General features: G+C 70.8%; 20 protein-coding genes and 1 pseudogene. 8 read left to right on the top strand and 13 right to left on the bottom strand.

Features of this window, described 5'->3' with window-relative positions:
- Window positions 1-18 precede the first annotated feature (18 nt).
- A complete protein-coding gene (locus CRP56_RS13285) occupies window positions 19-2,451 on the top strand; it encodes a glycoside hydrolase family 3 protein (RefSeq protein WP_097263620.1) in 2,433 nt (810 codons plus the stop codon).
- A 78-nt stretch (window positions 2,452-2,529) separates the two neighbouring features.
- Here the strand turns inward: CRP56_RS13285 and CRP56_RS13280 are convergent, their stop codons facing one another.
- Together CRP56_RS13280 and CRP56_RS13275 are read right to left on the bottom strand one after the other, a co-directional pair.
- A complete protein-coding gene (locus tag CRP56_RS13280; protein WP_097263617.1) occupies window positions 2,530-3,504 on the bottom strand; it encodes an aldose epimerase family protein in 975 nt (324 codons plus the stop codon).
- Between the two features lie 15 nt (window positions 3,505-3,519).
- A complete protein-coding gene (locus CRP56_RS13275) occupies window positions 3,520-4,413 on the bottom strand; it encodes an SGNH/GDSL hydrolase family protein (protein WP_097263614.1) in 894 nt (297 codons plus the stop codon).
- Window positions 4,414-4,682: 269 nt separating this feature from the next.
- On the opposite strand from CRP56_RS13275, the gene CRP56_RS13270 reads away from it, so the two are divergent.
- Window positions 4,683-5,177 (top strand): DUF3145 domain-containing protein, encoded by a 495-nt coding sequence (locus CRP56_RS13270; RefSeq protein WP_059192193.1) that lies wholly within the window; start codon window positions 4,683-4,685, stop codon window positions 5,175-5,177.
- 78 nt (window positions 5,178-5,255) lie between these two features.
- Here CRP56_RS13270 and CRP56_RS13265 read toward each other — a convergent pair whose 3' ends face one another.
- From CRP56_RS13265 to fasR, 5 genes are all read right to left on the bottom strand, one after another.
- Window positions 5,256-6,527, bottom strand: a complete 1,272-nt coding sequence (locus CRP56_RS13265) for a beta-ketoacyl-[acyl-carrier-protein] synthase family protein (RefSeq protein WP_097263612.1) — start codon at window positions 6,525-6,527, stop codon at window positions 5,256-5,258.
- 85 nt (window positions 6,528-6,612) lie between these two features.
- Window positions 6,613-6,861 carry an acyl carrier protein gene (locus tag CRP56_RS13260; protein WP_015660680.1) on the bottom strand — a complete coding sequence of 83 codons (249 nt, stop codon included), beginning with the start codon at window positions 6,859-6,861 and terminating at the stop codon, window positions 6,613-6,615.
- Window positions 6,862-6,943: 82 nt separating this feature from the next.
- Complete coding sequence (locus tag CRP56_RS13255; RefSeq protein ID WP_097263609.1) at window positions 6,944-7,945, bottom strand: ketoacyl-ACP synthase III; 1,002 nt, start codon at window positions 7,943-7,945, stop codon at window positions 6,944-6,946.
- A gap of 17 nt (window positions 7,946-7,962) precedes the next feature.
- Complete coding sequence (locus CRP56_RS13250) at window positions 7,963-8,877, bottom strand: ACP S-malonyltransferase (RefSeq protein WP_097263606.1); 915 nt, start codon at window positions 8,875-8,877, stop codon at window positions 7,963-7,965.
- Between the two features lie 89 nt (window positions 8,878-8,966).
- The gene (fasR, locus tag CRP56_RS13245; RefSeq protein ID WP_097263603.1) at window positions 8,967-10,172 is read right to left on the bottom strand and encodes a fatty acid biosynthesis transcriptional regulator FasR; all 1,206 of its coding nucleotides are present in this window, start codon (window positions 10,170-10,172) and stop codon (window positions 8,967-8,969) included.
- Window positions 10,173-10,234: 62 nt separating this feature from the next.
- Between fasR and CRP56_RS13240 the strand changes: the two genes are divergently transcribed.
- On the top strand, window positions 10,235-10,885 hold the full coding sequence (locus tag CRP56_RS13240) for a pirin family protein (protein WP_097263599.1): 651 nt from the start codon (window positions 10,235-10,237) through the stop codon (window positions 10,883-10,885).
- On the opposite strand, the gene CRP56_RS13235 is transcribed toward CRP56_RS13240, so the two are convergent.
- The gene (locus CRP56_RS13235; RefSeq protein WP_097263596.1) at window positions 10,882-11,700 is read right to left on the bottom strand and encodes a serine hydrolase domain-containing protein; all 819 of its coding nucleotides are present in this window, start codon (window positions 11,698-11,700) and stop codon (window positions 10,882-10,884) included. The two genes, CRP56_RS13240 and CRP56_RS13235, sit on opposite strands and share 4 nt — an antisense overlap.
- A gap of 18 nt (window positions 11,701-11,718) precedes the next feature.
- On the bottom strand, window positions 11,719-12,189 hold the full coding sequence (locus CRP56_RS13230; protein WP_097274001.1) for a GNAT family N-acetyltransferase: 471 nt from the start codon (window positions 12,187-12,189) through the stop codon (window positions 11,719-11,721).
- A gap of 97 nt (window positions 12,190-12,286) precedes the next feature.
- Between CRP56_RS13230 and CRP56_RS13225 the strand changes: the two genes are divergently transcribed.
- Entirely contained in the window at window positions 12,287-12,757 is a 471-nt protein-coding gene (locus tag CRP56_RS13225) for a MerR family transcriptional regulator (RefSeq protein WP_179851005.1), read from the top strand.
- Entirely contained in the window at window positions 12,754-13,770 is a 1,017-nt protein-coding gene (locus CRP56_RS13220; RefSeq protein WP_097263590.1) for an aldo/keto reductase, read from the top strand. Before CRP56_RS13225 ends, CRP56_RS13220 begins: the two co-directional genes overlap by 4 nt.
- 66 nt (window positions 13,771-13,836) lie before the next feature.
- On the opposite strand, the gene CRP56_RS13215 is transcribed toward CRP56_RS13220, so the two are convergent.
- The 3 genes from CRP56_RS13215 to CRP56_RS13205 form a co-directional block, all read right to left on the bottom strand.
- Entirely contained in the window at window positions 13,837-14,694 is an 858-nt protein-coding gene (locus CRP56_RS13215) for a DUF4429 domain-containing protein (RefSeq protein WP_097273999.1), read from the bottom strand.
- Between the two features lie 57 nt (window positions 14,695-14,751).
- Window positions 14,752-15,969, bottom strand: a complete 1,218-nt coding sequence (locus tag CRP56_RS13210) for an alpha/beta hydrolase (RefSeq protein ID WP_097263587.1) — start codon at window positions 15,967-15,969, stop codon at window positions 14,752-14,754.
- Between the two features lie 82 nt (window positions 15,970-16,051).
- Window positions 16,052-16,678: a TetR family transcriptional regulator gene (locus CRP56_RS13205; protein WP_097263584.1), complete on the bottom strand. Its 627-nt coding sequence runs from the start codon at window positions 16,676-16,678 to the stop codon at window positions 16,052-16,054.
- Window positions 16,679-16,744: 66 nt separating this feature from the next.
- Between CRP56_RS13205 and CRP56_RS13200 the strand changes: the two genes are divergently transcribed.
- The 3 genes and pseudogenes from CRP56_RS13200 to CRP56_RS48340 all read left to right on the top strand — a co-directional run bounded on the left by CRP56_RS13200 (window position 16,745) and on the right by CRP56_RS48340 (window position 19,299).
- Window positions 16,745-18,361 carry a DHA2 family efflux MFS transporter permease subunit gene (locus CRP56_RS13200; RefSeq protein WP_097263581.1) on the top strand — a complete coding sequence of 539 codons (1,617 nt, stop codon included), beginning with the start codon at window positions 16,745-16,747 and terminating at the stop codon, window positions 18,359-18,361.
- Window positions 18,362-18,625: 264 nt separating this feature from the next.
- The gene (locus tag CRP56_RS48345; protein ID WP_097263579.1) at window positions 18,626-18,934 is read left to right on the top strand and encodes a small hydrophobic protein; all 309 of its coding nucleotides are present in this window, start codon (window positions 18,626-18,628) and stop codon (window positions 18,932-18,934) included.
- Window positions 18,935-18,943: 9 nt separating this feature from the next.
- A pseudogene (locus CRP56_RS48340) lies at window positions 18,944-19,299 on the top strand (small hydrophobic protein).
- A 50-nt stretch (window positions 19,300-19,349) separates the two neighbouring features.
- Here CRP56_RS48340 and CRP56_RS13185 read toward each other — a convergent pair.
- Window positions 19,350-20,090, bottom strand: a complete 741-nt coding sequence (locus CRP56_RS13185; protein WP_097263576.1) for a potassium channel family protein — start codon at window positions 20,088-20,090, stop codon at window positions 19,350-19,352.
- Between the last annotated feature and the right edge of the window lie 23 nt (window positions 20,091-20,113).

The following is a 20,113-nucleotide window of genomic DNA, read 5'->3' as shown; positions in this document are numbered from 1 at the left end:
CGAACCCAGGAGGACCCAATGGCGGGTGCCCACTCCACGACCCCGGCCGACCACGCCCGAGACGCCGCCGTCGAGGCCGCTCTCGGCAAGCTCGACCTGGACGCCAAGGCCCGGCTGCTGTCCGGCCAGGACATGTGGACGCTGCCCGCCCTGCCGGAGATCGGCCTCACGTCCCTCGTCATGTCCGACGGCCCGATCGGCGTCCGAGGAGTGCGCTGGACCGCCGACGACCCGTCGATCGCCCTGCCCTCCCCGACCGCCCTCGCCGCCACCTGGGACCCCGAACTCGCCCGCCGCGCAGGCGTCCTGCTCGCCCAGGAGGCCCGCCGCAAGGGCGTCCACGTGCTGCTCGCCCCCACCGTCAACCTGCACCGCTCCCCGCTCGGCGGCCGGCACTTCGAGGCCTACAGCGAGGACCCGTACCTGACCGGTCTGATCGGCGCGGGATACGTGAGCGGCGTCCAGTCCGGCGGCGTCGGCACCACCGTCAAGCACTTCGTCGCCAACGACGCCGAGACCGACCGCTTCACCGTCGACAACCTCGTCTCCGAACGGGCCCTGCGCGAGCTGTATCTGCGGCCCTTCGAGCTCATCGTGGAGAGCGCCCACCCCTGGGGCATCATGACCGCCTACAACCAGGTCAACGGCGTCACCATGACCGAGCACCACCACCTGGTCAACGAGATCGCGCGCGGCGAGTGGGGCTTCGACGGCTACAACGTCTCCGACTGGATGGCCGCCCGCTCCACCAAGGGCGCCATCGAGGGCGGCCTCGACGTCGCCATGCCCGGCCCGCAGACCGTCTACGGCCCCGCGCTCGCCCAGGCCGTGCGGGACGGCGAGGTCGACGAGGCCAAGGTCGACGCCGCCGTCCGCAACGTCCTGCGGCTCGCCGCCCGCGTCGGCGCCCTGGCGGACGCCGAACCCGTCGTCACCGAACTCCCCGACCCCGTCGACGGCCAGGGGCTCGCCCGCGAGATCGCCCGCCGCGCCTTCGTCCTGGTCCGCAACGAGGGCGCCCTCCCGCTGAAGCCCGGCAGTGTCGCCCTCATCGGCGCCGCCGCCCGCGACGCCCGAGTCCTCGGCGGCGGCTCCGCCACCGTCTTCCCGTCCCGGATCGTCTCCCCGCTCGACGGCCTCACCGCGGCCCTGCCCGACCTGACGTACGCCGTCGGCGCCGACCCGAACACCGAACTCGCCGTCGCCGACAAGGGGTTCACGCTGCGGGCCGTGTGCCGGGACGCCGACGGCACCGTCCTCGGCACCGGCTCCGCGCCCAACGGCCAGATCCAGTGGATGGGTGACGACCTCCCCGAGGGCGTCACCCACGACACCCTCCACACCATCGAGCTCACCGGCACCTTCACCCCGCGCGACACCGGCCCGCACACCTTCGGCATCAAGGGCGTCGGCGCCTTCACCCTCACCGTCGACGGCACCACGTACTACGACGACCTCCAGCTCCCCGCCGACACCACCGACCCCTTCGAGGCCTTCTTCGGCTCCCCGGTGCCCCGCGCCGAGGTCGAACTGACCGCCGCAGAGCCGGTCGAGGTCTCCCTCACCCATGTCTTCCGGCTCCCCGAGGGCTTCCCCTTCAAGGTCGTCGCCTTCGCCCTCGCCCACCAGGAGCCGCAGCGCGACCCCGACGAGCTGATCGCCGAGGCCGTGTCGGCTGCCCGGAACGCCGAGACGGCCGTCGTCGTGGTCGCCACCACCGACCGCGTCGAGTCCGAGGGCTTCGACCGCAAGGACATGAACCTCCCCGGCCGCCAGGACGACCTGGTCCGCGCCGTCGCCGCCGCCAACCCCAACACGGTCGTGGTCGTCAACTCCGGCTCCCCGGTGGAGCTCCCGTGGCGCGACGACGTCGCCGCCGTCCTGCTCAGCTGGTTCCCCGGCCAGGAGGGCGGCGCGGCCCTCGCCGACGTACTCACCGGCGCCCACGAGCCCGGCGGCCGCCTCCCCACCACCTGGGGCGCCCTCGCCGACGCCCCGGTCACCCGGGTCACCCCGCAGGAGGGCCGGCTCCCGTACACCGAGGACGTCTTCATCGGCTACCGCGCCTGGGCCAAGGAGGGCCGCACCCCCTCGTACCCCTTCGGCCACGGCCTCGGCTACACCGACTGGGCCTACGAATCCGTCGAGGTCACCGGTACCACCGTCAAGGTCCGCGTCCGCAACGCCGGCGAGCGCGCCGGCCGTGAGGTCGTCCAGGTCTACCTCGCGCCCGCCGAGCCGGGCGACCGCCCCGAGCGCGTCCTCGCCGGCTTCGCAGGCGTCGAGGCGGCCCCCGGTGAGAGCGTCGAGGTCACGGTGGAGATCCCCCGCCGGGCCTTCGAGACCTGGAACGAGGAGGAGGGAGCGTGGTCGTTTGTGAAGGGTTCGTACGAGATCGAGGTCGGGCGGTCGATCACGGACCGCCGTCTCACCGAGACGATTAACGTCTGATCCGGGACAAGTCTCCCCATGAGCAGCCCCGGCCCGGGACCTGACACCCGGGCCGGGGCAAATGCTTTCCCGAGCGACTCAGCGCGTGCCGAACCCGTACACCGTCTCCGAGCGGAACACCTCGCCGGGCCGCAGCACCGTGCTCGGGAACTCCGGGTGGTTGGGGGAGTCGGGGAAGTGCTGGGTCTCCAGCGCCACGCCGTCGCAGGGGGCGAAGGGCTCGGGCAGATGGTCGGCGGTGTACAGCTGCAGGCCCGGCTCGGTGGTCGCGACGGTCAGGACGCGGCCGGAGGAGGGGTCGTACAGCTCGGCGACCTCGACGGGCGTGTCCGTGACGCCCTTGTCGAGGACGAAGTTGTGGTCGTAGCCCGACCCGGTCTTGCGCCCCTCCCGGAAGTCGAACCGCCCGCCCGTCACATCCTCCAGCGCCCCGGTCGGGATCAGCTCCGCGTCCACCGGCGTGTACCGGGAGGCGGCCAGCCGCAGCTCATGACCGCCGGCGTTCCCGGAGCCGGCCAGGTTGAAGTAGCTGTGGTTGGTGAAGTTGACGACGGTCGGGGCGTCCGTCGTCGCCTCGTAGGCGATCCGCAGCGCCCCGTCGGCGTCCAGCACGTAGGTCGCCGAGACGTCGAGCCGCCCCGGGAACCCCTCCTCGCCGTGCGGACTGACCCGCGACAGCCGCAGTCCGTGCTCGCCGGCCGGTGTCACGTCCCACACCCGCTTGTCGAAGCCGCGCTCACCGCCGTGCAGCGAGTTGGGCGCGCCGTTGGGCGCGAGCGCGTAGGTCACCCCGTCCAGCGGGAAACGGCCGTGGGCGATCCGGTTCGCGAACCGGCCGATCAGCGCGCCGAAGTAGGGCCCGGTGTGCGTGAGATAGCCGTCCAGCTCCGCGAACCCCAGCACCACGTTCTGGACGCGCCCGTCGCGGTCCGGCACCTCCACCGACTGCACGATCCCGCCGTACGACAACACCCGCACCCGCACCCCGGCCCGCTCCAGCGTCCAGCGGTGAACCGGGGTGCCGTCGGGAAGTGTGCCGAAGAGTTCGTTCATGTGCGGAACTTTAGGTCACGTGCCTATGGCGGTGATTTTCCGGTAGGCGATCTCGGCGAGCCTCGCCTGGCCGTTCACACTCGGGTGGAACCAGTCCCAGTGGCTCAACTGGTCGGTCCCGAACCGGTACGCGTAGACCGCGCCGCCGTCGAAACGGCACCGCTTGTCCTTCGCGCACACCGACTCCAACACCTCGTTGTACGCCTCCACCCGCTCCTGCACGGTGTCGCGCCGCTCGGTCGCCGCCGCGGCCAGATCGTCGGGGTCGCCCAGCATGGACGGGCATATCCCCAGCTTCCACACCTGCTTGCCCAGCGGATTGGTCCGCCCCTGCGACCACAGCCGCTTGAGATCGGGCACGCTCGCCACGTACACCTGCGCCTTCGGCGCCGCCGCCCGCAGCGTGTCCAGCGCCTCCTCGAACTGCGCCCGGAAGTCGGCCACCGAGGTCATCGCCGCGGCCGAGTCCCGGCACGCGTCATTGGCCCCCGCCATCACCGTCACCAACTCCGGCTTCCGCGTCGCCGCCTGCGCCATCTGCCCGGCGAGATCCGCCATCCGCGCCCCGGTCACCGCGTAGTTCCAGCTGGACGCCGCCGCCTTCGCCCGCCCCAGCAGACGTACGGCGAGACTGTCGACCGCGGTGTCGCTGCCGGTCGCCCACGACGCCTCCGTACAGTCCTTGAGCAGCGAACAGGCGTCGAAACCCCGGGTGATGGAGTCACCGACCGCGGCGAGGGACGCCGGACTGCGGTCCCACAGCGAGGTCGGCGACGGGGACGGCTTCCCTCTCCGGGCCGCGGAGCCGGACGGCTCCGACGCGTTGCCACCGACGGCATCGCACCCCGCGACGCCCAGAACACCCGCCGTCACGACGGCGAGAACGGCACGCGCACGACGGCTACGCATCCCCTGGTGACCCCCTCGGTCGACTTGCAGTTCCTTGCGAGATTCGTCCCCCTCCATGACAACGCACGGGAGTTCCCGACGACGCCCCGGGAACCCCGGACCCCCCGTACTAGCGTCCTGCCGGGTGAATGGCGGGCGTTTCCGGGCACCGGGACCGACGGTACGTCACACTCCTTGCGCCGCCGCACGGTAGCCTCGCCATCAACGTGGCTGCCGCCACCGCCACTCATCTCGTCCGCACAATGGTCCCGCTCTGCCCGGAGGTCCCGGTGACGACACGTGGAGTTCTGTACGTGCACTCCGCTCCGCGCGCGCTGTGCCCGCACGTCGAGTGGGCCGTCGCCGGAGTGCTCGGCACGCGCGTCAACCTCGACTGGATCCGGCAGCCCGCGGCACCCGGCACCTGGCGCTCGGAGTTCTCCTGGCAGGGCCAGCCGGGCACCGCGTCCAAGCTCGCGTCGGCCCTCAGAGGCTGGCACCTCCTGCGCTTCGAGGTGACCGCCGAGCCCTGCCCCACGGCCGAGGGCGAGCGCTACAGCTGCACCCCCGACCTCGGCATCTTCCACGCCGTCACCGGCATCCACGGCGACATCCTGATCCCCGAGGACCGGCTGCGCGCCGCCCTGACCCGCTCCCAGCAGGGCGAGACGGACCTGGAGGCCGAGATCGCCAAACTCCTGGGCAAGCCGTGGGACGACGAGCTGGAGCCGTTCCGGTACGCGGGCGAGGGCGCGCCGGTGCGCTGGCTGCACCAGGTGGTCTAGGAGTCGTAGACACGCCGAAGGGCCCCTACCAGCGGCAGGGGCCCTTCAGTTGTGTACGAGTGCTGCTCGCAACGCTTCTCAGACCGTACGGAACGCCAGCACCACGTTGTGGCCGCCGAAGCCGAACGAGTCGTTCAGCGCGGCGATACGGCCCTCCACGGGCAGCTTGCGGGCCTCACCGCGGACGATGTCGGCGTTGGCCTCCGCCTCCGGGTCGAGGTTCTCGACGTTGATGGTCGGCGGCGCGACCCGGTGGTACAGGGCGAGGATCGCGGCGACGGACTCCACACCACCCGCGCCACCCAGCAGGTGGCCCGTCATGGACTTCGTCGCGGACACCGCGAAGTGGTCGGTGTCGTCGCCGAACACCTTGCGCAGCGCCTTCAGCTCGGCCACGTCACCGGCCGGCGTCGAGGTGGCGTGCGCGTTGACGTGCACGATCTCCGCCGGGTTCAGGTCGCTGTTGTCCAGCAGGTTCTGCAGGGCGTGGGCGATGCCCCGGCCCTCCGGCTCCGGCTGCACGATGTCGTGGCCGTCGGCGGAGATGCCCTGGCCCACGGCCTCGGCGTACACGCGGGCACCGCGCTTGGCGGCGTGCTCCGCGGACTCCAGGACGATGACACCGGCACCCTCGCCGAGCACGAAGCCGTCGCGCGCGGTGTCGTAGGGACGCGAGGCGCCCTGCGGGTTCTCGTTGTTCTTGGACATCGCCATCATGTTGCCGAACGCGGCGATGGGCAGCGGGTGGATCGCCGCCTCCGTGCCACCCGCGACGACGACGTCGGCGCGGCCGGTGCGGATCATCTCGATGGCGTAGCCGATGGCCTCCGCGCCCGAGGCGCAGGCCGACACCGGGGTGTGCACACCGGCGCGGGCGCCGACGAGCAGACCGACGTTGGCCGAGGGGCCGTTCGGCATGAGCATGGGGACGGTGTGCGGGGAGACGCGGCGGACGCCCTTCTCCTTCAGCACGTCGTACTGGTCGAGCAGCGTCGTGACGCCACCGATGCCGGAGGCGATCACAGCGCCGAGACGGTCGGGGTCGACGGCGGGGTCGTCGCCGGCCTTGGCCTCGAACCCGGCGTCCGCCCATGCCTCCTTGGCCGCGATCAGCGCGAACTGCGCCGAGCGGTCGAGGCGGCGGGCCTGCGGCCGGGGGATGACCTCGGTCGGCTCCACGGCGACGGGCGCCGCGATGCGGACGGCCTGGTCGGCCGCCCATTCCTGCTCGAGGGGCTTGACGCCGGACTTGCCGGCGATCAGACCCTCCCAAGTAGAGGCTGCGTCGCCACCCAGCGGTGTGGTTGCGCCGATACCGGTGACGACCACGGTGCGATTGGTCGGGCTCACGGGAAATCTTTCTCCAAGTATCACGAGGATTCAGCGGCGCCACCGCCGGGTGGCGGGGCCAGCGCAGCCGGGCCTAAGGGGTGGCTCAGGCCTGGTGCTTGAGGATGTAGTCGGTCGCGTCGCCGACCGTCTTGAGGTTCTTGACGTCCTCGTCCGGGATCTTGACGTCGAAGCGCTCTTCGGCGGCGACGACGACCTCGACCATGGACAGCGAGTCGACGTCCAGGTCGTCGGTGAAGGACTTGTCCAGCTGGACGTCCTCGACCGGGATGCCGGCGATCTCGTTGACGATGTCGGCGAGACCGGCGACGATCTCTTCCTGAGTGGCGGCCATGTGAGGCGCTCCTTCTTCTTGATCCAGAGGGTGTGGCAGGTGGTGCTTCCCGTACCGGACCGTGTGATCCGGCACGGAGTGCCTAGGGGAGGGTAACGACAGTGGCGGCGTAGACGAGACCCGCCCCGAAGCCGATGACGAGCGCGGTGTCGCCGCTCTTGGCCTCGCCGGTCGCCAGGAGCCGCTCCATCGCGAGCGGGATCGAGGCGGCCGAGGTGTTGCCGGTGGTGCGAACGTCACGGGCGACCGTGACGGACTCCGGCAGCTTCAGTGTCTTCACCATCGAGTCGATGATCCGCTCGTTGGCCTGGTGGGGAATGAAGACATCCAGGTCGTCCGCGGTGATGCCGGCGACGTCCAGCGCCTCCTTGGCGACCTTCGCCATCTCGAAGACGGCCCAGCGGAACACCGCCTGGCCCTCCTGCGTGATGGCGGGGAACTTGGCGACCTCGCCGGAACGGTAGTCCGTCCACGGCACGGTCTGCTTGATCGTCTCGGACTTGTCGCCCTCGGAGCCCCACACGGTCGGGCCGATGCCCGGCTCCTTGGCGGGGCCCACGACGACCGCGCCGGCCCCGTCACCGAACAGGAAGGCCGTCGCGCGGTCCTCCAGGTCGGTCAGGTCCGAGAGCCGCTCGACGCCGATGACGAGGACGTACTCCGCGCTGCCCTCGACGATCATGCCCTTGGCGAGGGTCAGGCCGTAGCCGAAGCCCGCGCAGCCGGCGGAGATGTCGAACGCGGCGGCCTTGTTCGTGCCCAGCTTGTCGGCGATCTCCGTCGCCACGGCCGGGGTCTGCTTGAAGTGCGAGACGGTCGAGACGATCACGCCGCCGATCTGCTCGGCGGAGATCCCGGCGTCCGCGATGGCCTTGCCGGACGCCTCGATCGACATCGCGGCGACGGTCTCCTCGTCGTTCGCCCAGTGCCGGGTCTCGATGCCGGAGCGCGAACGGATCCACTCGTCGGACGAGTCGATCGTCTCGAGGATCACCTCGTTGGGCACGACCCGGGTCGGGCGGTAGCCGCCCACGCCCATGATCCGCGCGTACGGGGAGCCCTTGCTGGGCTTGATCTTCGACATTGCTCGTTGGCTCCTTTTCAGGCGCTCTGCTCGGCGATGAGCTCGCGAGCGGCGTCGAGGTCGTCGGGGGTCTTGAGCGCCAGGGTCTTCACACCCGGCAGGGCACGCTTGGCGAGGCCGACCAGGGTGCCGCCGGGAGAGACCTCGATGATCGCGGTCGCGCCGAGCTCCTTGAACGTCTCCATGCACAGGTCCCAGCGGACCGGGTTGGCGACCTGGCCGACCAGCCGCTCCAGCACCTCGGCGCCGGTCGCGACGGTCCGCCCGTCCTTGTTGGAGACGTACGGCAGCGTCGGGTCGGCGGGAGTGACGGCCTCGGCGGCCTTCGCCAGCGCGTCGACCGCGGGCGCCATGTGGTGCGTGTGGAAGGCGCCGGCCACCTTCAGCGCGATGACCTTGCGGACACCCTCGGGCTTGTCCTCGTTCAGCGCGGCGAGCTGCTCCAGCGTGCCGGCGGCCACGATCTGGCCCGCGCCGTTCACGTTCGCCGGGGTCAGGCCGAGCTTCTCCAGGTGCGCCACGGAGGTCTCCGGGTCGCCGCCGAGCAGCGCCGACATCCCGGTCTCGGTGATCGCGGCGGCCTCGGCCATCGCCAGACCGCGCTTGCGTACGAGGGTGAGGGCGGCGGTGTCGTCGAGGACACCGGCGAGGGCGGCGGCGGTGAACTCACCGACGGAGTGGCCCGCGACCGCACCCGGCGTGATGGCACCGAGTGCCGAGGCCGACAGGATCCCGGCGGCGACCAGCAGCGGCTGCGCCACCGCGGTGTCACGGATGGCGTCCGCGTCGGCCTGCGTGCCGTAGTGGGCAAGGTCCAGCCCGATGGCGTCCGACCACGCGGCGACGCGGTCCGCGGCACCGGGGAGTTCGAGCCAAGGAGTCAGGAAGCCGGGCGTCTGGGCGCCCTGGCCGGGAGCGACGAGTACGAGCACTCTCACACTCTCTCTTGTGGACGGCCACGACCGCCCGTGGGGACAGGGACGAAGAACACGGGGGCGTTTTGTGGGCCCCCGACAAAAGCCTAGAGTTGGAGATCCCCGTCGACCAGACGCCCCAGGATCAGCGCGATCCGCAACGTGAATGCCGAGCGTACATCCGAAGGCGACCAGCCGGTGACGTCAGTCACACGTCGAAGCCGGTAGCGCACGGTGTTGGGATGGACGAAGAGCATCCGGGCCGCGCCTTCGAGACTGCTCGCCTGTTCGAGATAGACGGAGAGCGTCTCCAGCAGCGCCGACCCGGCCTCCTCCAGCGGTCTGTAGATCTCCTCCACCAGTTGCTCGCGGGCGCTGGGGTCACCGGCGATCGCGCGCTCCGGAAGCAGATCGTCCGCCAGCACCGGGCGCGGCGCGTCCTGCCAGGCGGAACACGCCTTCAGCCCGGCCGCGGCGGCCTGCGCGGACCGGGTCGCGGCCAGCAGATCGGGCACCACGGGCCCGGCGACCACCGGCCCGGCCGCATAAGGGCCGATCAGCGACTTGGCGACCGCGAGCGGATTGTCACTGCCGCCCGCGATGACGACGAGCCGGTCGCCGAGCACCCCGGTGAGCACCTGGAGCTTGGCGTGCCGGGCGGCCCGCCGGATGGCCTCGACGGTCAGCTCGGAGTCCCCGTCGGGGGCGGTACCGAGGACGACACACACATGTTCGGGAGCGTTCCACCCGAGAGCCGCGGCCCGGCTGACCGCCCCCTCGTCGGCCTCGCCGCTCAGCACGGCATTGACGACCAGCGACTCGAGACGGGCGTCCCAGGCACCCCGTGCCTCCGCGGCCTGGGCGTACACCTGGGCGGTGGCGAAGGCGATCTCGCGGGCGTACACGAGCAGGGCCTCGCGCAGGATGGACTCGTCTCCGGGAGCGGCCACCTCGTCGATGGCGCTCTCCATCACCTCGATGGTGGTGCGCACCATCTCGACGGTCTGCCGCAGGGTGATGGCCCGGGTCAGCTCGCGGGGAGCGGTGCCGAAGACATCGGTGGAGATGGCCTGCGGGGCGTCGGGGTGCCGGAACCACTCGGTGAACGCGGCGATACCGGCCTGCGCGACCAGCCCGATCCAGGAACGGTTCTCCGGGGGCATGGCCCGGTACCACGGCAGTGTCTCGTCCATGCGCGCGATGGCCTGCGCGGCAAGAGACCCGGACGACTTCTCCAGCCTCTTCAGGGTCGCGGAGTGCGGATGGACGACGGATGCGGCGGCTGCGGTGTTGCCGGTTTCGGGTTCGGGCACGGGACAAGACTGCCTTATCCGGACGGGAGCATGCGCTGGCGGGGTCTACGGTGGGGCTCGTGATGGATGTGCGGCGTGCTGGTGAGCGTTGTCCGGGGGGCGATCCGGCGGGTGGGATCGAGTCGTTCCACGCCTTCTCCTTCGGGGCGCACTACGACCCGGACAACCTCCGCTTCGGCGCGATGATCGCCTGCAACGAGGAGCGGCTCGCCCCCGGCGCCGGGTTCGACGAGCATCCGCACAGCCACACCGAGATCGTGACGTGGGTGGTGGAGGGCGAGCTCACGCATCGCGACACGGCGGGGCACGAGACGAAGGTCCGTGCCGGGGACGTGCAGCGGCTGAGTTCCGCCGGTGGCGTGCGGCACGTGGAGCGCAACGACGGGGACCGGCCCCTGACCTTCCTCCAGATGTGGCTGGCCCCACGGGAGCCGGGCGGCGACCCCGCCTACGAGATCGTCCACGGCATCGCCGACTCCACCCCGTACGCCGTCCCGGAGGCCGCCGCGATGCTCCACGTACGGCGCCTCGCGGCGGGGGAGCGGACGGCCGTGCCGGACGGGCGGTATGTGTACGTCCATGTCGTGCGCGGTGAAGTCCGGCTGGGCGGAGCGGAGTTGGGCCCCGGCGACGCGGCCCGGATCACCGACGCCGAGGACGTGGAGGCGGTGGCGCTGACGCGGGCCGAGCTGCTCGTGTGGGAGATGGCCTAGCGGAGTTCGGCGAGCACCGCGTCCGTGAACGGCGGCCACGCCTCCACCGCCCACGGGCCGAACGCCCGGTCCGTCAGCGCCACGCAGGCCGCGCCCGCGTCCGGGTCGATCCACAGGAACGTACCGGACTGACCGAAGTGCCCGAAGGTGCGCGGTGAGGACGAAGAGCCCGTCCAGTGGGGGGACTTGGAGTCGCGGATCTCGAAGCCGAGGCCCCAGTCGTTGGGGTTCTGGTGGCCGTAGCCCGGCAGGACCCCCTTCGTGCCCGGGTATTGGACGGTCATCGCGTCGGCGACCGTGCCGGGGTCGAGCAGCCGGGGCGCCTGCACCTCGGCCGCGAAACGCAGGAGGTCCTCGACCGTCGAGACGCCGTCCTTGGCGGGAGAGCCCTCCAGGCTCGTCCCCGTCATGCCCAGCGGCTCCAGCACCGCCTGCCGCAGATACTCGGCGAAGGGGATGTCCGTGGCCTTCGCGATGTGGTCGCCGAGCTGCTCGAACCCGGCGTTGGAGTACAGCCGGCGCTCACCGGGAGGCGCGGTCACCTTGTGCTCGTCGAAGGCCAGCCCCGAGGTGTGGGCGAGCAGATGCCGGACCGTCGACCCGGCGGGCCCCGCCGGCTCGTCGAGCTCGATCGCGCCCTCCTCGTACGCGACGAGCGCCGCGTACGCCGCGAGCGGCTTGGTGACCGAGGCCAGCGGGAAACGCCGGTCGACGGGCCCGTGGGTGCCGAGGACCGAACCGTCGGCCCGTACGACACCCGCCGTGGCGGTGGGAACCGGCCAGTTCTCGATCAACGCGAGGCTCTTCAGCGACATGCCGTCGAGCCTAAGCCGTCACAGCGCCAGCTCCAGCAAGGGGTCCGGCTTGGGCAGGAAGCCGAGGGAGTCGTACAGCGTCCTGGCCTCGGTGGACGCGGTGAGCTGGACGCGGCGGACGCCGCGCTCGCGGAACCACTCCAGCAGCGCGGTCATGCCGGCCCGCGCGTAGCCCCGTCGCCGGGCGCCCGGGTCGGTGGCGACGCTGAAGACGAAACCGACGACACCCTGCGGGTTCCCGGCCTTGCCGATCCGGTAGTCGACCGTCCCGCACACCAGCGCCGCCAGGGCCCCGGGCCGCTCGGGGTGGTCGACGACGAAGGCGGCGAAGTCCCCGTCCGGCTCCGCAAGCCGGGCCTTGAGGACCGGCAGCGACTCCGTGTGCCACGCTGTGGACGGGTCGGCGTCGGCCATCGAGTCGATCATCACCTGGCGCAGCCGCAGCACTTCAGCGGCATCCTGGGGCTCAGCACGTCGTACGAGACTCATGCCCCGCACGCTAGTCAGCGCGCCCCCGTCCCGTCCTGCGGATTTCTTACCCGTTCCGCTTGCTTGGAGTGCACTCCAAGGTTTTAGCGTGGGGGACATGACGGTGATGGAGACCACGACCACGGGTACCAGGACCGACAGCTGCGCCGCCCCGCCGCACCCGCATCGGCGCCCCGAGGGCCAGGACAGCTACACGATCAGCGAAGTCGTCGCCTTTACCGGACTGTCCGCGCACACCCTGCGCTGGTACGAGCGCATCGGCCTGATGCCGCACATCGACCGCTCGCACACCGGCCAGCGCCGGTACAGCAACCGCGACCTGGACTGGCTCGACCTCGTCGGCAAGCTCCGGCTCACCGGCATGCCGGTCGCCGACATGGTGCGGTACGCGGAACTGGTGCGCGAGGGCGACCACACATTCACCGAACGGTACGAGCTCCTGGAGACGACCCGGCGGGACGTGCTGTCCCGGATCGCGGAACTCCAGGACACGCTCGCCGTCCTCGACCGGAAGATCAGCTTCTACGCCGATGCCGGTCGCAGCTACGAAACGGAGAAAGCCGGATGACCGACCGCACGATCCCCACCGCACGACTGGGCGCCGACGGCCCCGAGGTGGGAGTACAGGGCCTGGGCTGCATGGGCATGAGCTTCGCCTACGGCCCCGCCGACGCGGGCGAGTCGCGCGCCACCCTGGAACGCGCCCTGGAACTGGGCGTCACGCTCTACGACACGGCGGACGCCTACGGCGCCGGCGAGAACGAGAAGTTCCTCTCCCCGTTCTTCAAGGCCCACCGCGACGAACTGGTGATCGCCACCAAGTTCGCCCTGACGGTCCCGCCGGACGACCCGACCCGGCGCATCATCCGCAACGACCCGCCCTACATCCGCCAGGCCGTCGAGGCCAGCCTCAAGCGCCTCGACGTCGACGTCATCGACCTCTACTACATGCACCGGCGCGACGTGAACGTCCCCATCGAGGAGAGCGTCGGTGTCATGGCCGAGCTGGTCCGCGAGGGCAAGGTCAAGCACCTGGGCCTGAGCGAGGTCACCGGCACCGAGCTGCGGGCGGCCCAGGGCGTCCACCCCATCGCCGCCGTGCAGTCGGAGTGGTCCCTCTTCAGCCGCGACATCGAGTCCGGCGTGGTCCCGACCGCCCGCGACCTCGGCGTCACCCTGGTCCCCTACTCCCCGCTCGGCCGCGGCTTCCTCACCGGCTCCTTCGCCAACGCCGAGAAGGACCTCACCGCCGGCGACTTCCGCCGCCAGCAGCCCCGCTTCACGGGCGAGAACGCGGCATCGAACGTGGCCCTCCTGGAACCGATCCGCACGGTGGCCGAGACACACGGCGCCTCACTCGGCCAGGTGGCGCTGGCCTGGGTCCACCAGCAGGCCCAGGTGCACAACCTGCCGGTGATCCCGATCCCGGGCACGCGGAAGGCGAGCCGGGTGGAGGAGAACGTAGGCGCGGTGAGCATCGAACTGACGGAGGCGGACCTGGCGTTGCTGGAGCCGATCGCCCAGAAGGTGGCGGGCGACCGCTACGCGGACATGACGTTCACTTCTGCAGGCCGTGAGTAGAGAGGCTTTCAGGGGTGCGGGGAACTGCGCGACCAGCCACGAACCACCCGCACCCGACGAACTGCCTCACAACTCAGCCAACAACTCCGCCTTCTTCACAGAGAACTCCTCATCAGTGACCAACCCGGCCTGATGCAGCTCTCCCAGATGGCGAATCCGCTCAGCGATGTCGGCCGGATCGCGCCTCGGCGCGGCGGCCGGCACCGCTGCCACAGCCCCGCGCTCGCGGACCGCCGCCAACACCGCCGCGGCGAACGGCAACGACTCATGAACCGGCCCGTACCCCAGCCCGAACACCACCGCCGCCGGATCCTGATCAGCCTGCGCGGGCGACGCCACGTCACTCCGCAGCAGCCGTAGATGCCCCTCGAACACCTCCGGCGACCGCCACTCCACCCCGCTCAGCCGGGACACGGCGAAACTCTGGTCGCCCGCCTTCCACTTCGCCGACGACGCCCCCGTCCAGAACCACCGGAAGAACACGGTCTTCCCGTCGAAGGACGCCTTCCCGTCGTACGCCTTGAAGGACAACGGCGCCTCGGGCGCCGGCACCAGGAACCGCTCCGCCGGTTCGTCGCCCGGCGTCAGCTGCGCCCGCAGCTCGTCGGCGTAGTACTCGGCGAGCGTCTCCCGCTCGGCCGGCAGCACCAGCCGGTACGGGTCGCACCCTTCCTTCAACTGCCCGGCCGCCGCCTCCATGAGAGGGTCCGCGCCCGGCCTGGGCTCGGCCCGCAGGACGACCGTGCCGCGCTTGCCGGGGGTGAGGGTCACCCCGGACAGGGCCCGCAGCGGAATCCGGCGCTCACCCAGGGCCTGGAACAGCTTGGGTGTTCGGATACCTCGTTCGTAACGGATGAGCACAGAGTCGGACTCGAACTCCCAGGCAGCATGAAATCCGGCCAGTACGTCACCCATGCGGCTCATCGTATGCGGCACGAGCTCCTCCGTCGCCTCCCTGCGCAGACCGCAATTCCTGCGCCTCTACGCGCGTCCGTCCGTCGTGGCGCCGGACAAACCGGCCCGGCACGCCTTGTCGTTGTCGGAGCAGTGCACCGAGCGGTATGCGCCGACGCCGATCTCGGCGAAGTTCAGCAGGCTCTCGGTACCCGGCTCGAAATAGCCGCTGTGCCCCTTCGCGTCCGCCGCCGACAGCACCCGGGCCCCGAACGCGGAGGACACCGGATCGGCTCCATGCCCCAGACCACCGAGCTCCAGGTACGGCACGTCCTGGATCCAGTCGTCCGCGTCCCGCATCGCCCACACCTGCGCCGAGGTGTGCAGATGGGAGGCCTTCTCGACCCGCATCCCCGGACTGCCGGCCACCGCGATGTCGGCCACCCGCTCCGGAAGTTCGCGCGCGGCGACCCCGCAGACCACTGAGCCGTAGCTGTGGCAGAACAAGGAGACGGGGGCACTGCCGGGCAGCGCGCGCACCAGCGCGTTCAACCGGATCGCCCCTTCCGCGGCCCGTACGCCGGTCGCCGAGTCGAGGCCGATCCCGCCGGGCGCGGTGTAGTCGGCCCAGGCGATCACGGCCGTACGGACCGAGGGGCTCGCCGCCTTCTCGGCCGCGTACAGGGACTTGGCCATGCCGACCGGGGCCGAGTACTTGCGGTAGGTGCGCTGGAAGGTGAGCAGGTCGGTGTCGACGCCGGGGACGACGACCGAGATCCGCTCCGCCTCGGTCAGGTCGCCGAAGACCTCGGCGACCCGGCCCGAGCCCTCCGGGTCGAAGGCGAGGATGTGCCGCTCGTCGCTCAACAGCGCCTCGTAGCGGTGCATACGGCGGCCTGCGTCGCGTTGCCCGTCCGGGGACAGGCGGCTGTCGTGCATGCGTTTCAGCTCGGTCTTGCGGGCCTGGCCGAGCGCGACGCGGTTGGCGCGGTAGCGCAGCTCGACGGGGGCGCCGTTCATGTTGCCGACCGCGAGCGGGTAGCGGTGGGCGAGCTTGCCGCGCTGCTGAGCGGTGAGCGAGGCGAAGAAGACGGCGAGCCGGGCGGGGGAGGCGTCCGGGTCGGGGAGGTGGTGTCCCGCGATGCGACCGTGCTCCCAGGCGCTGAGCGACGCCTGGAGCGGGGTGGTGGGCCGGTCACCCTTGAGTGCGGTCCACCCGGTGGTCGCCAGCATCACGAACACCACGGCCAGCGCGAGCAGTGCGCGCCAGACGTTCAGTTGGGGAGAGGTGTCGAAGGAAGTCACTGAAAGGACACACTAGGAGAACGAGAGGGTCTCGCGTTAACCGAGTGACAGGGATCACGTTTCGTCGGTCGTGACGATGACCTCAGTTTGTTCGCCAGTCGCCCGCCAGTGCCGGGCCCACCTGTTCGAGATACGAGACGGTGAGCGACCGCATCGCGTCCAGACCGTAGTCCGCGCCGGTGCTCCACTGCCGCTCGGTCATCCGCATCACGCCGCTGAAGACGGCCACCACGAGCCGTGGCCGCGGGTCCGCCGCCACGTCGAGCCCCTCGCGCTCGGCGATGATCCGCGCGAGCGCCTCCTCGATCTCCATGGAGCGCCGCAGATGGGCCGCGAGCAGCACCGGCGTCGACTCGATGACCTGGTACATCCGCAGGTACAGCTCGACCGGTACGACGGTCTCGATGACGTCGTTGAGCGAGTCCCAGCCCTCCACGACCGCCTGCCGCAGGGCCTCCCACGGCGCCTCGTGCGGCGGCCGGGCGCGCACCGCGTCGACGAAGTGGGCCGCCGCCAGCCCCACGACGGCGAGGGCGGCCTCCTCCTTGCCTGCGAAGTAGCGGAAGAAGGTGCGCTGCGAGACGTCGACGACGGCGACGACGTCGTCGACGGTCGTCCGCTCGTACCCGCGCGTGGTGAACAGTTCGAGGGAGGCGCGCAGCAGGGCCTCACGGGTGCGCTGCTTCTTGCGTTCGCGCAGGTTTTCCATGCTGTGTCAGTTACCGGCTTGTGAATTGCTTTGTCAATTGTCAGTGGCTGTCACTAGCCTCGGGGCATGACTAGTCAGACCACGCTCGACAAGACGGGGCCGGGGGACGAGGCGTCGGCCTCCCCGTCGGGCCCGGCCCCGGCCGGGCTGCGCGGCCACCCTTGGTTCACCCTCATAACCGTGGCCGTCGGCGTCATGATGGTCGCCCTCGACGGCACCATCGTGGCCATCGCCAACCCGGCCATCCAGAAGGACCTCGGCGCCACCTTCGCCCAGGTGCAGTGGATCACCAACGGGTACTTCCTGGCCCTCGCGGTCGCCCTGATCACCGCGGGCAAGCTCGGTGACCGCTTCGGCCACCGCCAGACCTTCCTCATCGGCGTCGTCGGCTTCGCCGCCGCGTCCGGTGCCATCGGGCTGTCCAGCAGCATCGGCGCGGTCGTCACCTTCCGCGTCCTCCAGGGCCTGTTCGGCGCGCTGCTGATGCCGGCCGCGCTCGGACTGCTGCGGGCGACCTTCCCGGCCGAGAAGCTCAACATGGCCATCGGCATCTGGGGCATGGTCATCGGCGCCTCCACCGCGGGCGGCCCGATCCTCGGCGGCGTCCTGGTCGAGCACGTCAACTGGCAGTCGGTGTTCTTCATCAACGTGCCGGTGGGCATCATCGCCCTCGTCCTCGGCGCGGTGATCCTCCTCGACCACCGCGCGGAGAACGCCCCGCGCTCCTTCGACCTGCTCGGCATCGCGCTGCTGTCGGGTGCGATGTTCTGCCTGGTCTGGGCCCTGATCAAGGCCCCGGAGTGGGGCTGGGGCGACGGCAGGACGTGGGCGTTCATCGGCGCGTCCGTGCTGGGCTTCGCGCTCTTCGCCTTCTGGGAGACCAGGGTGAAGGAGCCGCTGATCCCGCTGGGCCTGTTCCGGTCCGTGGCCCTGTCCGCGGGCGTGGTGCTGATGGTCCTGATGGCCATCGCCTTCCTGGGCGGCCTGTTCTTCGTGACGTTCTACCTGCAGAACGTGCACGGCATGGGCCCGATCGACGCGGGTCTGCACCTCCTGCCGCTCACCGGCATGATGATCGTCGGCTCCCCGTTGGCGGGCGTGATGATCACCAAGCTCGGCCCGCGCGTCCCGCTGGCCGGCGGTATGGCCGCCACCGCGATCGCGATGTACGGCATGTCGACGCTGGACACGGGCACCGGCAGCGCGGTGATGTCCCTCTGGTTCGCTCTGCTGGGTCTGGGTCTCGCCCCGGTCATGGTCGGCGCGACCGAGGTCATCGTCGGCAACGCGCCGCTGGAGCTGTCCGGTGTCGCCGGTGGTCTCCAGCAGGCGGCGATGCAGATCGGCGGCAGCCTCGGTACGGCGGTGCTCGGTGCCGTGATGGCCTCCAAGGTCGACAGCGACCTGGCCGGCAACTGGAAGGCCGCCGGCTTGCCGGCGCTCACGCCCGCCCAGCAGGCGCAGGCCTCCGAGGCGGTCCAGGTCGGCGTGCCGCCGATCGCCAAGGGCACGCCGGAGGCGATCGCCGCGAAGATCACCGACGTCGCGCACGACACGTTCATCTCGGGCATGAGCCTGGCGTCGCTGGTCGCCGCGGGCGTGGCCGCCGTCGCGATCTTCGTGGCGCTGCTGACGAAGCGGGGCGCGAACGCGGAGGCGGGCGCGGGCGTAGGCCACATCTGAGGCAACTCATCCGAGGGAATCCAAAGGAACTTCCCTCATCAGGGTGAAGACGCTAAAGATTCCTCGCTCCCGGCACGCACCACACGTCACAGTAGGTGAAGCCCTCCGGTACGGCATGTTCCTCAGGCAAGTGCGGGACGGGTGACCGGCGTTGCGGCGCGCTGCCGGAGGGGGGCGGCGCGCCGCAAGACCGGAGGATTAGAAGGGCCAACGGGGGTACTCGCCAGTCATCGAACCCAACTTGCCTAGGGGTTCAAGGAGTTGATGATGGCGGGCTTCGGACATGGAACGCGCAGGTACCCCCGCTCACGTGGCCGGACGTGGTCACGGACCGGGCCGGATCGCGCGACGCTCGGAATCATCGGAGTCATCTGCGCGGTCGCCGGATTCTTCGTGCTGGGGATCATTCTCGGCCCGGTCGCGGTCGTCTGCGGTTGGCTGGCAATGGGCCGCACTTGGTCGGGCTCGCGCCCGGTGACGGCTCTGGTCGCCTTTGTACTGGGCGCCATAGACACGCTCTTGGCAGTCATCTGGCTGGCAGGAGCGGCTTCCCCGGGGAACGGCATGTTCTAGCCGGGGGGAGTGAGGGGAGGGGCCCCTGGCGCGAGGAGCCGGGGGCCCGCCCCTGCGCGACGCCTCCCGCCCCACGCCGAGGGGGCGTCACGGACCGGGCCGGATCGCGCGACGCTCGGAATCATCGCCGGGGGTCTGGGGGTGTCCCCCAGAGAGGCAGTATCTGCGCGGTCGCCGGATTCTTCGTGCTGGGGATCATCCTCGGCCCGGTCGCGATCGTCTGCGGTTGGCTGGCAATGGGCCGCACTTGGTCGGGCTCGCGCCCGGTGACGGCTCTGGTCGCCTTCGTACTGGGCGCCATAGACACGCTCTTGGCAGTCATCTGGCTGGCAGGAGCGGCTTCCCCGGGGAACGGCATGTTCTAGCCGGGGGAGTGAGGGGAGGGGCCCCTGGCGCGAGGAGCCGGGGGCCCGCCTCACGGTCTGACCGACTGCTGCTGTTGCAGCTCCGCGATCTGCGCGCGCAGCGCTCGTACCTCCTCCGTCAAGGCCATGATCGCCTCCGTCTGGCGGCGTTCCTCCACGTCGTCCTTCTCGAAGCGGGCGATGAACCACGCGGCGATGTTCGCGGTGACGACACCGAGCAGGGCGATGCCGGAGAGCATCAGGCCGACCGCGATCACCCGGCCCAGGCCGGTCGTCGGGGCGTGGTCGCCGTACCCCACCGTCGTCATCGTCGTGAACGACCACCACACCGCGTCACCCAGCGTGCGGATGTTCCCGTCCGGTGAGTCCCGCTCCACCGAGAGGACTGCCAGAGACCCGAACATCAGCAGGCCGACCACCGCCCCCGCGACATACGTCGTCAGCCGGATCTGCGAGGCCATCCGCGCCCTGCGCTGCACCAACAGCAGCGTGGCGACGAGCCGCAGCAACCGCAGCGGCTGGAGGAGAGGCAGTACCACCGCCCCCAGGTCGAGCCAGTGTCGTCGTACGAACTCCCGACGGTCCCGCGAGACCGACAGCCGTACGACGTAGTCGACGGCGAACGCCCCCCACACCACCCACTCGACACCCGTGCACATGGCCGTCAGCTCATGGCCGGCCGTGTCGTCCACGATCGGCACGGCATAGGCGACGGCGAACAGCACCGCGAGCGCCATCAGGGGCCGCTGGGTCAGGTGTTCCCAACGCCCTTGCGCCGTTTCATCCTTCATGACCGCATCGTAAAGAAGCGGTA

The organism is Streptomyces sp. TLI_55 (assembly GCF_900206255.1).
In the GTDB taxonomy this organism is placed as follows: domain Bacteria; phylum Actinomycetota; class Actinomycetes; order Streptomycetales; family Streptomycetaceae; genus Streptomyces; species Streptomyces aquilus.
Note: the sequence above shows the minus strand (reverse complement) of the source record. Positions and strands in the feature narration are given on the sequence as shown.

Excerpts from the sequence above, each read along its gene's own strand:
- CRP56_RS13285 (WP_097263620.1), top strand. The coding sequence starts at position 19 with ATGGCGGGTGCCCACTCCACGACCCCGGCCGACCACGCCCGAGACGCC.
- CRP56_RS13280 (WP_097263617.1), bottom strand. The coding sequence starts at position 3,504 with ATGAACGAACTCTTCGGCACACTTCCCGACGGCACCCCGGTTCACCGC.
- CRP56_RS13275 (WP_097263614.1), bottom strand. The coding sequence starts at position 4,413 with ATGCGTAGCCGTCGTGCGCGTGCCGTTCTCGCCGTCGTGACGGCGGGT.
- CRP56_RS13260 (WP_015660680.1), bottom strand. The coding sequence starts at position 6,861 with ATGGCCGCCACTCAGGAAGAGATCGTCGCCGGTCTCGCCGACATCGTC.
- CRP56_RS13255 (WP_097263609.1), bottom strand. The coding sequence starts at position 7,945 with ATGTCGAAGATCAAGCCCAGCAAGGGCTCCCCGTACGCGCGGATCATG.
- CRP56_RS13240 (WP_097263599.1), top strand. The coding sequence starts at position 10,235 with ATGGATGTGCGGCGTGCTGGTGAGCGTTGTCCGGGGGGCGATCCGGCG.
- CRP56_RS13235 (WP_097263596.1), bottom strand. The coding sequence starts at position 11,700 with ATGTCGCTGAAGAGCCTCGCGTTGATCGAGAACTGGCCGGTTCCCACC.
- CRP56_RS13230 (WP_097274001.1), bottom strand. The coding sequence starts at position 12,189 with ATGAGTCTCGTACGACGTGCTGAGCCCCAGGATGCCGCTGAAGTGCTG.
- CRP56_RS13225 (WP_179851005.1), top strand. The coding sequence starts at position 12,287 with ATGACGGTGATGGAGACCACGACCACGGGTACCAGGACCGACAGCTGC.
- CRP56_RS13220 (WP_097263590.1), top strand. The coding sequence starts at position 12,754 with ATGACCGACCGCACGATCCCCACCGCACGACTGGGCGCCGACGGCCCC.
- CRP56_RS13215 (WP_097273999.1), bottom strand. The coding sequence starts at position 14,694 with ATGAGCCGCATGGGTGACGTACTGGCCGGATTTCATGCTGCCTGGGAG.
- CRP56_RS13205 (WP_097263584.1), bottom strand. The coding sequence starts at position 16,678 with ATGGAAAACCTGCGCGAACGCAAGAAGCAGCGCACCCGTGAGGCCCTG.
- CRP56_RS13200 (WP_097263581.1), top strand. The coding sequence starts at position 16,745 with ATGACTAGTCAGACCACGCTCGACAAGACGGGGCCGGGGGACGAGGCG.
- CRP56_RS48345 (WP_097263579.1), top strand. The coding sequence starts at position 18,626 with ATGATGGCGGGCTTCGGACATGGAACGCGCAGGTACCCCCGCTCACGT.
- CRP56_RS13185 (WP_097263576.1), bottom strand. The coding sequence starts at position 20,090 with ATGAAGGATGAAACGGCGCAAGGGCGTTGGGAACACCTGACCCAGCGG.